This window comes from Paenibacillus fonticola DSM 21315 (genome assembly GCF_000381905.1).
GTDB lineage: Bacteria > Bacillota > Bacilli > Paenibacillales > Paenibacillaceae > Fontibacillus > Fontibacillus fonticola.
On the sequence record NZ_KB907271.1, the window covers coordinates 56,044 to 70,856 of the forward strand.

At 48.4% G+C, this 14,813-nt stretch carries 11 protein-coding genes; 9 read left to right on the top strand and 2 right to left on the bottom strand.

Annotated features, from left to right (window positions below):
* The first annotated feature begins 168 nt into the window (after positions 1–168).
* From G358_RS0122935 to G358_RS0122950, 4 genes are read left to right on the top strand one after another with little or no spacing between them, the layout of a single operon-like run.
* Positions 169–1,176, top strand: coding sequence for an ABC transporter ATP-binding protein (locus tag G358_RS0122935; RefSeq protein ID WP_019639597.1), 1,008 nt, complete (start codon positions 169–171; stop codon positions 1,174–1,176).
* A 2-nt stretch (positions 1,177–1,178) separates the two neighbouring features.
* On the top strand, positions 1,179–2,240 hold the full coding sequence (locus G358_RS0122940; RefSeq protein ID WP_019639598.1) for an ABC transporter substrate-binding protein: 1,062 nt from the start codon (positions 1,179–1,181) through the stop codon (positions 2,238–2,240).
* Between the two features lies 1 nt (position 2,241).
* The gene (locus G358_RS0122945) at positions 2,242–3,921 is read left to right on the top strand and encodes an ABC transporter permease (protein WP_019639599.1); all 1,680 of its coding nucleotides are present in this window, start codon (positions 2,242–2,244) and stop codon (positions 3,919–3,921) included.
* A complete protein-coding gene (locus G358_RS0122950) occupies positions 3,921–5,234 on the top strand; it encodes an MBL fold metallo-hydrolase (protein ID WP_019639600.1) in 1,314 nt (437 codons plus the stop codon). Before G358_RS0122945 ends, G358_RS0122950 begins: the two co-directional genes overlap by 1 nt.
* Before the next feature lie 97 nt (positions 5,235–5,331).
* On the opposite strand, the gene G358_RS0122955 is transcribed toward G358_RS0122950, so the two are convergent.
* Positions 5,332–6,090 carry a YheC/YheD family protein gene (locus G358_RS0122955; RefSeq protein ID WP_019639601.1) on the bottom strand — a complete coding sequence of 253 codons (759 nt, stop codon included), beginning with the start codon at positions 6,088–6,090 and terminating at the stop codon, positions 5,332–5,334.
* Positions 6,091–6,359: 269 nt separating this feature from the next.
* On the opposite strand from G358_RS0122955, the gene G358_RS0122960 reads away from it, so the two are divergent.
* The 5 genes from G358_RS0122960 (at position 6,360) to G358_RS0122980 (ending at position 13,797) form a co-directional block, all read left to right on the top strand.
* Positions 6,360–7,448: a glycosyltransferase family 4 protein gene (locus tag G358_RS0122960; protein WP_019639602.1), complete on the top strand. Its 1,089-nt coding sequence runs from the start codon at positions 6,360–6,362 to the stop codon at positions 7,446–7,448.
* Between the two features lie 216 nt (positions 7,449–7,664).
* Positions 7,665–9,986 (top strand): helix-turn-helix transcriptional regulator, encoded by a 2,322-nt coding sequence (locus G358_RS0122965; RefSeq protein WP_019639603.1) that lies wholly within the window; start codon positions 7,665–7,667, stop codon positions 9,984–9,986.
* Positions 9,987–10,335: 349 nt separating this feature from the next.
* Positions 10,336–11,307, top strand: coding sequence for an ABC transporter permease (locus tag G358_RS0122970; RefSeq protein WP_019639604.1), 972 nt, complete (start codon positions 10,336–10,338; stop codon positions 11,305–11,307).
* 48 nt (positions 11,308–11,355) lie between these two features.
* The gene (locus G358_RS0122975) at positions 11,356–12,228 is read left to right on the top strand and encodes a carbohydrate ABC transporter permease (protein WP_019639605.1); all 873 of its coding nucleotides are present in this window, start codon (positions 11,356–11,358) and stop codon (positions 12,226–12,228) included.
* A 75-nt stretch (positions 12,229–12,303) separates the two neighbouring features.
* Positions 12,304–13,797 (top strand): extracellular solute-binding protein, encoded by a 1,494-nt coding sequence (locus tag G358_RS0122980; protein WP_019639606.1) that lies wholly within the window; start codon positions 12,304–12,306, stop codon positions 13,795–13,797.
* Positions 13,798–13,957: 160 nt separating this feature from the next.
* On the opposite strand, the gene G358_RS0122985 is transcribed toward G358_RS0122980, so the two are convergent.
* Positions 13,958–14,803: a helix-turn-helix transcriptional regulator gene (locus G358_RS0122985; protein ID WP_019639607.1), complete on the bottom strand. Its 846-nt coding sequence runs from the start codon at positions 14,801–14,803 to the stop codon at positions 13,958–13,960.
* Between the last annotated feature and the right edge of the window lie 10 nt (positions 14,804–14,813).

Here is a 14,813-nt window from a genome sequence, read left to right on the forward strand (position 1 = left end):
CTCTATATAGATTTAATCTATGAATGTAAAAGCTGTTCATTGAAATAATTAATTTTCGTTTTACATAACGGTAATACTGTCCTGCACTCCCCCGGGTAGACTGGTTAATGTAGGAACGTCAGAGCAATGAGACGTGCCAAAAGCTGAACAAGGAAGGGAATCATCAGAATGGATTTGAACATACGCGGCGTGAGCAAAAGCTTTGGCGGAAATATGGCGCTGCATCCAACGGACTTAATCATCCGCCAGGGAAAGTTCACGACGCTGCTCGGACCTTCGGGCTGCGGTAAAACGACACTGCTGAGGCTCATCGCCGGTCTGGAGCGGCCGGATACGGGGAGCATCAGCTTCGGCGAGGAGATGCTGTACAGCGAGGCGAGAGAAGTACCGCCTCATCGGCGCGGCTTCGGGATGGTATTTCAGGACTTTGCGCTCTGGCCGCATATGACCGTCTTTGAAAATGTGGCCTTTGGATTAAGGGCAACCGGTCGCAAGAACGGGATTCGCGACAGGGTGATGGAAGCACTGGGCAAGGTCAAACTGAGCGGCATGGAGCAGCGGTATCCGCACCAGCTGTCGGGCGGGCAGCAGCAGCGGGTGGCCTTCGCGAGAGCGGTCGCCACGCAGCCGAAGCTGGTTCTCTTCGATGAGCCGCTCAGTGCGCTCGATGCGGTGCTGCGGGATGAAATGCGTCTGGAAATGACGTACCTGGTGCGGGAAATGGGGTTAACCGCTCTGTATGTTACGCATGATCAGATCGAAGCGATGTCCATGTCGGATGAGGTGATTGTCATGCATAGCGGACAAGTGCTGCAGCAAGGGGCGCCGGAAGAAATCTACAATCAGCCGAAGCATCCGTTCGTCGCCCGTTTTATCGGGAAATCCAATTGGCTAAAGGGCGGACAGTCGATGTTCAGACCGGAGCATATCCGGTTCCAGCCCCAACCAGGCGAAGAGGTTCAATCCTATGCTGCCGCGGTTACGCAGGTCAGCTATGTTGGCGACAGGTATGAGGTGAGATTGAAGGCGGACGAGGCTGCCGAGCCATGGCTGGTTTATTGTCCGGAGCGGTTGAAAGAAGGAACAGAGGTAACCATCTATCTGGCGCAGCACTGCATTCACCGATTGAACGGGAGCTATCATTCGATTCAAGAAAACGAACCAAAGGGGAAATGATGATGTTAAACTTGACACGCAATGCATGGAAAAAAGGGAGCGCACTTGTGCTGACTCTAGCGTTAGGAACCGCATTGGCCGGCTGCGGAAGCAGCAGCACCGCTCAAGATACAGCATCTCCAGCAAGTGCGGAGAACAAGCCTGCGCAAGCGGCAGACAAGACACTTACCGTATATACAGCAGGCCCGGAAGGCTTGGCGAACAAGCTGATCGAGGAGTTTCAAACCCAAACCGGCATCAAAGTAGAAATGTTTCAAGGCACAACCGGCAAAATTCTGGCCCGTCTTGAAGCAGAGAAGTCCAATCCGGTAGCCGATGTCGTTATTCTGGCCTCGCTGCCATCTGCTCAAGGCCTTAAGAATGAAGGCTTGACGCTGCCATACCCAGAAGCTAAAAATGCGGACAAGCTGAACAAAGATTGGTCTGACCCGGAAGGCAACTACTTTAGCACCAGTGCATCGGCGCTTGGCATTGCCTATAATACGAAACTGGTCACGACACCGCCGACATCCTGGAGTGATCTCGCTAAACCGGAATACAAGGACCAGGTCAATATTCCCGATCCGTCGCTGTCCGGCTCAGCACTTGATTTCATTACAGGCTACCTCAGCGACAAAGGCGAGAGCGGCTGGTCCTTGTTCGAGCAGTATAAGGCGAACGGCGCAGCCATGGCCGGAGCCAACCAGGAAGCTCTTGATCCTGTCATTACTGGCGCCAAGAGTATCGTTGCCAGTGCGGTCGATTATATGACCTACAAGGCCAAAGCCAAAGGCGAGCCGATCGATATTGTTTATCCACAGGAAGGTACCGTGATCAGCCCGCGTCCTGCCGCTATTTTGAAGTCCACCAAGCATGAAGAGAATGCAAAAGCATTTATCGATTATTTGCTCTCCGATGAGGCACAGAAGCTGGTCTCCGATGCGGCATTGCTGCCGGGCCGCACAGATATCAAAGCGGAGAACCGCGCCAACCTGGATGAAATCCCATTGCTGAAGACGGACTGGGATTGGATGGGCGAGCAAGGATCGGATGTAACGGATAAATTCACGAAGTTATTTAAATAACATGAATAATTCCTTACAACAACGTCAACTCAAAATTTGGTCGATGGTGCTTGCACTGCTAGTTCTAGGTCTGCTTATCGTCGTGCCTTTGGCCGAAATCTTCATCCAAAGCGTGTATCGGGATGGACAGCTGCAGTGGTCAGCCCCGCTGCGCACCCTGGCAAATTCAGAAATGATGGGCGTACTGCTGGCTTCAATCTGGCTAGGTGTATGTGTCATTCTGGGAACGACAGTGCTTGCGCTGCCGCTGGCCTGGGTGATGGTAAATACCAGACTCAGCCGGTGGCGCTGGCTGGAAATCGTATTCCTGATCCCCTTTATGACACCGCCTTATATCGGTTCGATGGGCTGGATTCTGTTCATGCAAAAGAGCGGCTACCTGGAGCAGCTTGCTCCGGGTCTCGCCGGGCTTGGGGGAGCATTCTTCTCCTTTGGTGGAATGGTCGTGATCATGAGCCTGCATCTTTATCCGTTCCTGTATTTGCTGCTGCGCGGAGCGCTGGAAAGGATCGGCGGAAATATGGAAGAAGCGGCCGCTATTATGGGAGCACCATTCATGTACCGTTTTCGCCGCGTTGTCGCACCGCTGCTGTTGTCGGCTTTTGGCATGGGAGCGATGCTTGTTTTCGTCAAGACGATTGCTGAATTCGGAACACCGGTTACGTTTGGAAAACGCATTGGTTACGAGGTGATGACCTCTGAAATTCATAAATATATATCCAGCTGGCCGATCGATTTCGGCAAAGCAACTTCACTGTCATCCGTGCTGCTCACCACCTGCCTGCTGGTCTGGTACGTGCAGTCCCTGGTGAACCGCAAACACACCTATGGGCTGGTCGGAGGAAAAGGCATACGCCGATCCTCCATGAGCAGTGGCAGCTGGCTGCATTGGGCAGGAGGGATCTACGTGTTTTTGCTCCTGCTCGCGTCGGTTGGCATCCCGTATTTCTCCATTGTGGCGGCTTCCACAATGAAGCTGCGGGGAGTCGGCTTAGCCTGGAACAACTTTACGCTAGATTCCTATAAAGAGCTGCTGAGCTGGAATTCCCCCAGCATGAAAGCACTGCAGACCAGTCTCTGGCTGTCCCTGGCCGCTTCCACCATTGCCGTATTTCTCGGCACCTGGTTTGCCGTGGTGATCGAACGATCCAGAAGCCGGGTGCAGCGCACGATTGATCTATTCAGTCTGCTGCCGAATACGGTGCCGGGAATTGTGCTCGTTGTAGGTCTGATCCTGTTATGGAATTCACCCTGGATGCCGATTCCGCTCTATAACACTTATGGCATGGTCATTCTCACCTATGTTGTATTATTTGTTCCTTATACGGTACAGTACGTCAAAAGCGCCTTTACCCAAATTGATCCTTCACTATTTCACGCTGGTCAGGTGTTTGGCGGAACACCGGGATACATTTTCCGCAGAGTGCTGCTGCCGCTCATTATTCCGGGAATGCTGGCCGGATGGATGATGACTTTTACGATCGCATCGCGCGAACTAGTTGGCTCTCTGCTTATATTGCCTCCGTCTGTAAAGACCTCGGCAACGTATATCTATGCGCAGTTCGAGCAGGGGCAAGTATCGCTTGGCATGGCGATGGCCGTCATCTCAGTGGGGCTGACGACGGTGCTGCTCATCCTGCTGGAAGTTATGGGCTCCAAAAGAAGGCGGACCGCATCCTGATGGAATTAAGAGTATGGGGCGGTGCCGGCGAGCATGGCCGTTCTTGTTATGTACTAACAGGAGAACAGCATCGGATCATGCTCGATTGCGGCGTAAAGAAGGAGGGTACCGGACAATATCCTTTGCTTGATGCTGATCTGATTCCTCAGTTGACGGCTGTATTTCTAACGCATGCGCATGAGGATCATTCTATGGCTTTGCCGTTATTATACAAGCATGGTTATCAAGGGGAAATCTGGACGACCAAGCCGACCGTATTGCAACTGGAGCTGTATTTTGCCAATTGGCGCAAATATGTAGAGAGACGTGGCGGGGAGCTGCCTTACGATCATACGCATATTTCCGCCATGCGCTTTCGCATTCTGGAGGAAGAAGCAGAAGCGGGCGATTGGCTCCTTCTCTCGGATGGATTTAGTGTGCAGTGGGGGCGGAGCGGCCATATGCTCGGCTCGGTATGGCTACGGTTGCAGCTAGAAGGACACCGTATATTTTTCTCCGGAGATTTCAGCCGGGAATCCGCTCTACTGGCTAATGATTCACCTAGTGTGCATACTCTCTACGAATCATCTGATGAGCCAAACCTGTTCCCGCCAGAAATGACCCTATCGATCATCGATAATGCATATGGCGCAGATGAACAGTCGCAAAGTCAGAAGCTGAACGCACTCCGGCAGCTTATTCTCGAAGTACTGGAGCGAGGAGGGCATGTACTGCTGCCGGTTCCTGCTTTTGGCCGGGGACAGGATTTATTGCTGTGGGCATTAAGTACGTTTCCGGGGCAGCATCTTCTGATTGAACAGGAAATCCGCGAGGGTTTGCAGCAGCTGGCCGAATGGAAAGACTGGCTTAGGCCAGGTATTGTTCATGCCATTAATAAAGCGATGATTTCTCCGAATATCCATATTCCCGTCAGCTGGGATGATCGAGTTCGTTTACTGCAGGGGGAGAATTCGTTCATCATTTTTACAACGGACGGTATGATGGAATCGGCCCGCGCACGCTGGTATGCGGAGCACCTCTCATCTTCAGCAGACCATGCGATTGTTATTACTGGCCATGCCAGTGAAGAAACCTTCGCTCGCCAGCTGCTGAAAGGAGAAATCGAGGGGACATCCTGCGAAGTAATCCAGATGGGATACAAAATCCATCAGGGGTTAGATGATGTCCGGCTCATGCTTCATGAAGTCCCTAGCCGGCATACGGTTCTGGTTCATGCTCCCAAGCCGGTAACCGACCAGGTGGCCGACCGGCTGGCAGAAGAGGGGGCTAGAGGGATCTATTCCTTGCAGCCAGGAGCCGTGTTAAATATATAAACCTTATTTTATTATTCAAGGTAATTCTATCTGAAGCGGGAACCTTACGAGGTCGCCGCTTCATCTTGTTATCGCTTGGCCAGATCGTTACTAGTCATTAATTCGCAGCAGCAGCTCTTTTGTAACGAATCACTTTTCTGTACATCGATTTATCCTTCAATTTGTTGAATATATAAGGATCCGGATTGGTGTTCACTTCAATAATCCACGGTGTCCAGGTATGATCGAAACCAATATCCAAACCAATTTGCTGTAATCCGGGATATTTCTTATGAAGAGATTTTGCCGTAGTTACACCCAGTTCGTTAAGCGTATGAATCTTCTTTTGAATTTCGTTATTTGTGCTGTGGGCAGCGAGGAGACGTTTGATATCCATCAGTGTGCCGCCACTATGATAATTGGTCACTATTTTTTTAGGATGGGCCACTCTTCCGATGATCCCCGTCGTTTCCCATATTCCTTTTGGATTCAGCTGTACCATGACCCTCGTATCGAAATGGCGTTTGTTATACTTCAATAGATGAATGCCCTTCTGAATAATGTAGCTTTTCTTGTTCGTATAATTTTGTAAGGATTTGTAAAATGATTTGTAATCCTTAAAGGTTTTTTCCGTTGTTTCAATTTGGTACGCATATTCCCCGGTTTTCAGCAGCCTTGCACGTATAACTCCATTCCCATAACTCCCGATCTCAGGTTTAACATATACCATGCTATAAAGCTCCAGCATTTTCTTCAAGGTGGAGTCACTGAATTTCCGGGTATCTGGAATAAAAGGGAGAACCTTTTTACTCTTTAGAAGCACTTTTGTTTTGGTCCATTTATTCATCACTACCCTATTAGGTTTCTTTGGGCTCATCCTCTGGATCCCTCCTGATATAGTTGTTTCACCATGACCTTTATCCTCTCATATTCTATGTGTACTCCCCCTTGAGCGAGTAGGCGATTGATTTACTAAACAAAACAAATCTTATTTCGGTAATATAAGAAACCGGGTGCTCCGAAACATACACTTTCTTATTTAAAAAAGGGCAGGCAACAAGGTGATCAGACTATACCCATTCTTTAAGTTTGAATACGTATAATAGTGTTCAAGCAGAATTCGTGCTCTGAGAGGGTGAGAAAAGTGTGAAGATCTTGATCGTTGCTCCGGAGCAGATCCCTGTTCCTGGAAGCGGATCGGTAGAAATTTGTATCCTCGCTATTGCCAAACAGCTTGCAAGTAAACATAAAGTAACGGTCGTAAGCAGAGCTTCAAAGGGACTGCCAGCTCAAAGCAGCGAAAGCGGCGTAAACATCGTCAGAGTTCCATCGGGCAGCTCCAAGGTTTATATTGCCTCTGTTCTTCGTTATATTCAGGGAAAGTTTTTTGACGTTATTCAAGTTGACAATCGTCCTCATTACATGGCATCCATCCAACAAGCTTATCCGAAAATGAAGGTAACCTTATTCCTGCATTCACTAACATTTGTACCGCCTAACAGCAGCGTTGCAAAAAGTTTGAGGCATGCCAAATTAATTATTGCAAACAGCAGTTCACTAAAACAAAAATTAACCCATCGTTTTCCCGATGTGGCATCGAAAATTCGAACCGTTGAACTTGGGGTGGATACGAGCAGGTTTCGCCCGGCAACCACCGCTGATCGAACCACGTACAGGAAAAAGTACGGCATAGACGATAAATATACGGCTCTATTTGTAGGGCGCGTTATTCCACGCAAGGGTGTTCCTATATTGCTCAAAGCGGCCAGCATTGCCGGGAAGGAAGTTCCTCTTCAAGTGGTTGTTGCGGGACGGGGCAGAGCATCGTACATGAAGCAGTTGCGAGCGACGGCCTCTAAGTTGAACGTATCTGTAAAGTGGATCGGGAAGCAGAAGCATTCCGATATTCATAAGGTATATCAGATTGCGGACTGTTTCGTTTGCCCCTCCCAAAAGCACGAAGCCTTTGGCCTGGTGAATGTTGAAGCCATGGCGTCGGGATTGCCCGTAATTGCTTCAAAGGTTGGCGGGATACCGGAAATTGTGAAGCATGAGAGCAATGGTTTTTTAGTCGACGATTACTGGCGTGCTGAACGGTTTGCACAATATTTGATCAGACTTGGAAAAAATAAAGAGTTGGGGCGCGTAATTGGCACCAAAGCAAGAAGCAGCGTAACTCAGAATTTTACATGGCGGCAAACAGCCGACAGGCTATCAGCGTTATATTCTCATTGAGAGAGTTAGAGTCGAGACAATGAAGCCAACCGGCTGTTTTCTTTCATTATTTGGATATAGAAAGCAGCCGGAAAGCTGCTTAACAGCAAGATTAAATTGACATAAAAATATAAGAATGCTGAAAAAAGAGCATAGATATGCTAAAAATAATGAACTTTTGTGCTATGCTCTTTAGATAAGAAATTGTAAGCGCTATCAAAAAAGGGGCAAACGATATTGGGAAAATTTAAATCGAAAATACTCCTGTACAGTTTGTTGCTTGGTTCCGTTCCTACGATTCTCATCGGATTGTTTTCTTATTTTATAGCCGCGAAAGATGTGGAGCAAAAGGTGAACGAAGGGAATATGCATCTGTTGAATCAAACTCGGATGAGGGTGGAGCAGGTATTGGACTCCATGCAAAGAACCGCTCTGCAGTTTGAGAACTCCTCTTTGCTGAAATCGGCGATGGGCAGCAAATTAAGCGCTGATGATTTTACGAAGGTCCGGGAACTCATGAAAGAAATGTTTAACCTGCAAACCCAGACTATTTTAAACCAAGTGTATGTGGTCAATCTAAAGCATGGGTGGGTCGTAAATCTTAACTCGTTAAAGCCGCTTGAAGGCATGGGCAGTGCAGAATTAGACCGATACTTGAGTCAACAGGACAGCATATTTTGGGTTACCGGATCAGAGGAAATTTCAAAGAACGCAAATCCGATGGAGATCGACCTTTGGGATAGTCCCAAAGATACCGCGACTACGCTAAGACTGGTGCATAAAATGCCATTGCTTTCGAAAAACTCCTCTCCGTCCGGAATTTTGATTCTCCAAATCACTGCGAAAGATATTCGCAACATGCTGGAGCCCGGCAATCTGCGGGCGACACAATATATTCTTAATGAGCAGGGGGAAGCTATCCTGTCGTCGGCGGAGGATAAAGCAGCTTACCGCTCCATCAACGGACAGGTTTTGGACAAGATTCGGCATGCCGGTATTCCACAAGGCGCATTTCATGCAGAGAGTGCAGGCAAGAAGGTAAGCGTGCTGTATTCCAGATCTCATTATAATGGATGGACATACGTTTCGGTCGTACCGCTGGATAAAGTCACGGACCAGACAGGGAAAATCGCGCTGATAACAGCTGGCGTTTGTTTCGGGATCATCGTTACTGTACTGATTGCTTCCCTGCTTGGCAGCCGGAAAATGTATTCACCGATTCGCAGGCTTCACGAATTTGCCGCTAACGTCCAGCCGCAGCAAGTGAATTCAGACCGCAAAGATGAGTTCGAGTATATCCGCGACAGCCTTTTTTCCCTGGCCGTGTCGAGAAACGAACTGGATAAACAGATGAAATCACAGACGGTACACTTGCGCGAGTTTTATGTGCTGAAACTGTTTACGGAGCAGATGTCTGGAGATCAGGACAAATATGCTACCGAAAGATACGGGTTTCCATCGGGGTGGGGTAGCCTTGGCGTATTGACGCTGGAACTGGACAACCTTCAGCAATCCCGGTTTCAGGAGCAGGACCGGGAGCTGCTGCTGTTTGCGGTAAGCAATATCGTTTCGGAAACATTGCCGGAAGAGGCTCGCTTCAGTCCGATTGTGTTGAATCATGCCCAAGTTACGCTGCTGACCTGTAAAGAGGAGGATGCTGCAGCGGGGCAAGCTTTATTTTATCAGACAGCCCGGGATATTAAAGCAAAGGTGCATGAATACCTGGAACTCGAATGCAGCATTGGCATCAGTCATTCATTTAAGCGGGTATCCGATGCGAAAAGGGCTTTTAATGAAAGTACCGCTGCGCTAAAGTTGCGTTTTGTTCTCGGTCCGAACATCATCGTACGATATGCTGACATTGAGGATCAAGGAAATGTAGAGAAGGCGGTATACACGAAATTAAGACTGATCGAAGATCCGATCGTGCTTGCTATGGAAGAACGGCAACTGGACAAGGTAGAGCAGCTGTTTCAGCGTTACCTGGATGAATTGCTATGCAGGGAAGGTTTTCATCGAGAGCATCACTTGTTGCTTTTGCAGCTGGCGTCCAGAATCGTTAGCATTGTACAAGAGCAGGGACAGTCCATGCAGCAATTGTGGAATGGCGAGGATGAGCTGAAGCATCTGTTCCGGCTGCAAACACGAAGTGAAATTGTGAACTGGTTCCACTCCAAATTGTTTAAACCTGTTGCTGGGCTGTTGGCGGAAATGGCCGGCAAACAATTTGTAAACATTACCAGCCGCCTTATCAAGATCGTACACGAGCAATTCGATAAAGACATTTCGCTTGAATATTGCGCGGCTGTCATGAGCTTTAACGCGGCATATATGAGCAGAGTATTTAAAAAAGAAATGGGCGTCTCCTTCAGTGAATACTTGTGTGAATACCGGATGAACTATGCTAGAAATCTTTTGGCTGCGACGGATATGAAGGTTTCCGAAATCGGGCAAAGCGTCAGCTACACGAATATCAGCGCCTTCATTCGAACGTTCCGCCGGACTTTTGGTTTGACGCCTGGCCAATATCGTGATCAATTGCACCACCATGAAGGATAATCACCATATATACCCCTCCCACAGCCGAACGATATCGTTCGGCTTTTGTTATGTAGTTTCTGTTATGTAGTTTCTGTTATGCAGCTTCTGTCCAACAGTGATAATACAGCAGCATGCGATGTCATAAATGGCATACCGAAAGTGGAAGACGGCATATGCGGGGGAACAGTTCAGCCTCAACGGGCCGTTCCGGACAAGGCATCTCCCGCAGTTGGCTGATGAAGTCATAAACGGAGTATAGCCTTACATGGCTCAAACGTTAAATAATGAATCCAAGTAAGCGCATACACAAAACAGATGATGTTCGCGGGACAATCAGATATTGTCCACGAGACAGGGGAGAGGTGCTATGAAATCAAATCAAACTCTGGCGGAGGGCGCACTGCAAGTCAAGCGCCCGCTGCGTCAGCAGAGGAGTAAGCATTTATTGCGGGATTTGGTCAGGGACAGGTGGATGTATTTGATGCTGCTGCCAGGGGTGCTGTATTTTATCATTTTTAAATATGTGCCGATGTACGGGGTGACCATGGCTTTTCAGGACTACAAGCCGCACCTGGGTTTTTTCGGAAGCCCATGGACAGGTATGAAGCATTTTATTCGCTTTTTCAGTGAACCCCAGTTTTGGATGCTATTCCGCAACACAATTATTTTAGCCTTATATAATCTGATCTTCTTCTTTCCGCTGCCGATTATATTATCGCTCATGTTGAATGAGCTGCGGAGAGAACGTTTCAAGAGATTTGTACAAACGCTGATTTACATTCCGCATTTTGTGTCCTGGGTCGTCGTCGTAGGTATTTTCTATATTTTATTTACTACCGAAAACGGCATATTGAATGAATTGATTTATCGAATTACGGGTGAAAAAATTGCCTTCTTGCTTGAGGCCGATTGGTTCAGAACGATGATTGTTTCTCAGGCAATCTGGAAAGAAGTCGGTTGGGGCACTGTAATCTTCCTTGCGGCACTGGCAGGTGTGGATTTGCAGCAATATGAAGCCGCCCGGATCGATGGAGCGGGCCGCTGGCGCCAGCTATGGCACATTACTCTGCCGGCTATCCGCAGCACAATTGTTATCCTGCTGATCCTCCGGTTGGGGAATTTCTTGGACTCGGGGTTCGAACAAATCTTCCTGATGATCACACCGACGAACCGGGAAGTAAGCGAAGTGTTCGATACCTACGTGTACACCAAGGGGATGACACAGGCACAGTACAGCTACAGCGCCGCCGTCGGATTGTTCAAATCGTTTGTCGGATTGCTGCTGGTGCTCGGTTCAAACTGGCTGGCCAAGAAATTCGGGGAAGAAGGCGTCTACTAGAATGGTGCAGTGGATGCAGTTTCGGAAGATGACAGGAGGGAAAGAATTGTGCGTCAAGATAAAACCCGGGGGAATCGCCTGTTTGACCTGATCAACCATTCGATTTTATTTCTAGTTGCGATTGTATGTGTTCTCCCATTCGTATATGTGCTGGCGGTTTCCTTCGCCAGCCCGGCTGAAGCCGCCAGGGGCGGACTGATATTGCTGCCTAGAGAATGGTCCTTGGTATCTTATCAGTATATATTCTCATCTGATACGTTGCCCCGCAGCTTGCTCGTTTCGGTGTACATTACGGTAGTGGGAACGCTCATTAACCTGGCATTTACATCGCTTATGGCATATCCTCTGTCCAAACCCCATCTTCGGGGGAGGAATCCAATCCTGCTGGGCGTTTTGATAACGATGCTGTTCAGCGGGGGAATGATTCCCACTTATTTTGTCGTAAACGGGCTGAATTTGACGAATACGTTATGGGCCTTGATGATCCCGAATGCGATCAGTGCGTTTAACTTGATTGTTCTTAAAAACTTTTTTCAACAAATTCCCGACGGACTGGAGGACTCGGCCAAAATTGACGGCTGCCACGATTTAGGGGTTTTGATTCGAATCGTCCTTCCATTGTCGCTCCCGGCGATGGCGACCTTCGGTTTGTTTTATGCGGTCGCTCACTGGAATACGTTTTTTAACGCCATTTTGTACATCAATGATAATCACAAATGGCCGATTCAGGTCATGCTTCGAGAGATCGTAATTTTGGCCCAGAGCAGAGTAGGGGATTCGAGCTTCGACGAGATGGACGTACAGCCTCTTACCATCCGCATGGCGGTCATCGTTTTCGCCACCGTTCCTATCCTGCTCGTCTATCCTTTTCTGCAAAAGCATTTCGCGAAAGGCGTCATGCTCGGTTCCGTAAAAGGCTGATCATCTATTCATTCCTTCCTTCTAAGCGAAGAAGGGATGCCAAATAGAAATAAAAAACTTATGGAGGGGTAAAGCATGAAGAAAAAATGGATGAATACAGTTGTGACGATGCTTGCGGGCATGATGATCCTGACGGCCTGCGGCGGGAAAAGCGGAGGGAGTCCAGTGGAAGGGGATGCCCCCTATCCGCTCACGCTTGTTGTCAATCAGGTAGGGGAAATACCGGACCCGAAAAATCCGATCGAGGAAAAGCTGCGCGAGTACACTAATACAGATCTGCGGATTCAATGGATTCCCTATTCCGCCTATGATGAGAAGATTAACGTCATGATCGCTTCCAACGAGCTTCCTAAGCTGATGAAGCTGAATTACTCGCCCACGACGATCAGCTCGCTTGAAGCCGATTTGTTCTGGGATATTACGTCGCATTTGAAAAATTATCCGAATTTAGCCGCACAGCCTCAGCAGTATTATGACAACATCAGTGTAAACGGCAAAGTGTACGGTATTCCGCTTTTCCGGGATATGGGCCGGGCGATCGTCAGCTATCGCCAGGACTGGCTGGATGCCGCCGGCCTGAAGGCGCCCGTAACCCTTGACGACTGGTATGAAATAATCCGCTATAGCACGGAAGAAGATCCAGATAAGAACGGGAAAAGGGATACGTACGGGATGATGCTGGACAAAGGCTACAATCAGGGAACGGCCTCCACGCTGACCCGGCTTGCCGTATCCCAGGGAGCGCCCAACAAATGGGGGATCGATGAGGAAGGAAATTTTTATCCAGAATTTGAATCCGAGATATTCTTTGATGTGATGAAGATGTTCAGGAAATTGTATGCGGAGAAATTGATCAATCAGGATTTCGCCGTCGTTGACTCTTCCGAGCTCAATAAAGTTTACGAATCGGGACGCGCAAATATCCGAATTTCCGGCGGCAATGGGCAATCGCTGCAAACGAAGCTGGAGAAGGTCGTTCCGGATGCGGTCGTAAACGTCTCGCCATTGCAAGGTCCGGACGGGATCCGGGTACCGGGGGAAAGCGGCAATACCGGCTTCCTGGCCATCCCGAAATCGACGGTCATTTCCGAAGAAGAATTGGATAAAGTGCTGACTTTCGTGGATAAGCTGTTCGATCCAGAGATGGTTAATTTGATTAACAAAGGGATTGAAGGAGTTCATTACTCCGTCGAAGGAGACTTCACCGTAACCCTTGATGCCGATAAGGATGCTCAGGAAGTGAAGCCTTACCGCGATTCATTACCGCAGCGGGGCGAGTTGTACAATATGGAGAAGAAAGCCAAAGGTACGGAACTTTTTGCCTTAAATAAAAAAATTGTTCAGGAAAATGAAAACTATATTATTCCCAATCCGGCGCTGACCTTGAAATCAGAGACGTATAATGAACGCGGCGGAGAATTGGAGCAAATCATTACCGATGCACAAACCAAGTTTATTATGGGGCATATTGACGAGGCCGGCTGGCATGCTGAGGTGGAAAAATGGAGAAAAAGCGGCGGGGAGCAAATAGCAGCAGAGTATAAACAATCCTATGAGAAGCTAAAATAGTTTTCCCTGCTGCCAGTTCGGGTTCGAATCTCCCGAAAAGTGGATATGCGGTATGTGACATGCGATATGTGATGCAGATTGGTTTTAGATCAAGAGGATGATATGAAAAGTTTTCGGAGCTGCTCCTAGGTTGATTTTCCAATTTGGAGCAGCTGCGGTTCTATCCGTGACGCTTGCGGTACTGTAGCGGAGTTGTACCAGAGACTTTCTTGAATGTTTTATTGAAGTGGGCAATATGCTCGAATCCGGCTCGTTCTGAAATCATTTGTACTGATTCCCGGCTGTTCAGCAGCATTTTTTGGGCCTCCCGTATTCTTACGACCTGGATATACTCGCGGAAATGAAAACCGGTCAGTTTAGTGAAGATTCGGCTAAGGTAGGAGGGACTAATATAAAACTGTTTGGCGACCTGCTCCAGCGTCAGCTTCTCCTGATAGTTGGATTTGATATGCTGAGCAATTTCGGAGATTTTCTGATGCATCGGATGCTCGTATTCATGGGACGCCAGGGATTGAAGCGTTGTTTGAATCCGGTAAAGGAGTATGAGCAGCTCGTTCATATAAGAACGCACCAATGACGTATAGTGCGGCTGCTCCGCTTTGCATTCTTCGAGCATAGCGTGCAGCAGCCGTTCAATTTCAGGCTGGTACTTGAGCGGAATTCGCATCAGACGAGATGCTCCATGATCCAAAATTTTAGCGACACTGGCATCTCCTTGTTCAATGAAGCTTTTGGAAAAGCTGATCAAGATCCGTTCGAATGTCAGTTTATCCGAGCTTGCCGTCGAATGGAGGTCGTGCGGTTTGATGATCATCAGGTCTCCTTTTTTGACGGTGAAGACGTTATCGTTCATGAAATACACCCGCTCGCCGTTAAGCAAATAATACAGCTCAAAGAAGGGATGCTCATGCGGGCGCCGCATGCTGCTGGAACCTTTCCGCGACATGTATTGGATGGAGAATTCATCATCCCCGATATAGTACTTTGGCTTGAAGCGGTCATTCATTTCCACTGGG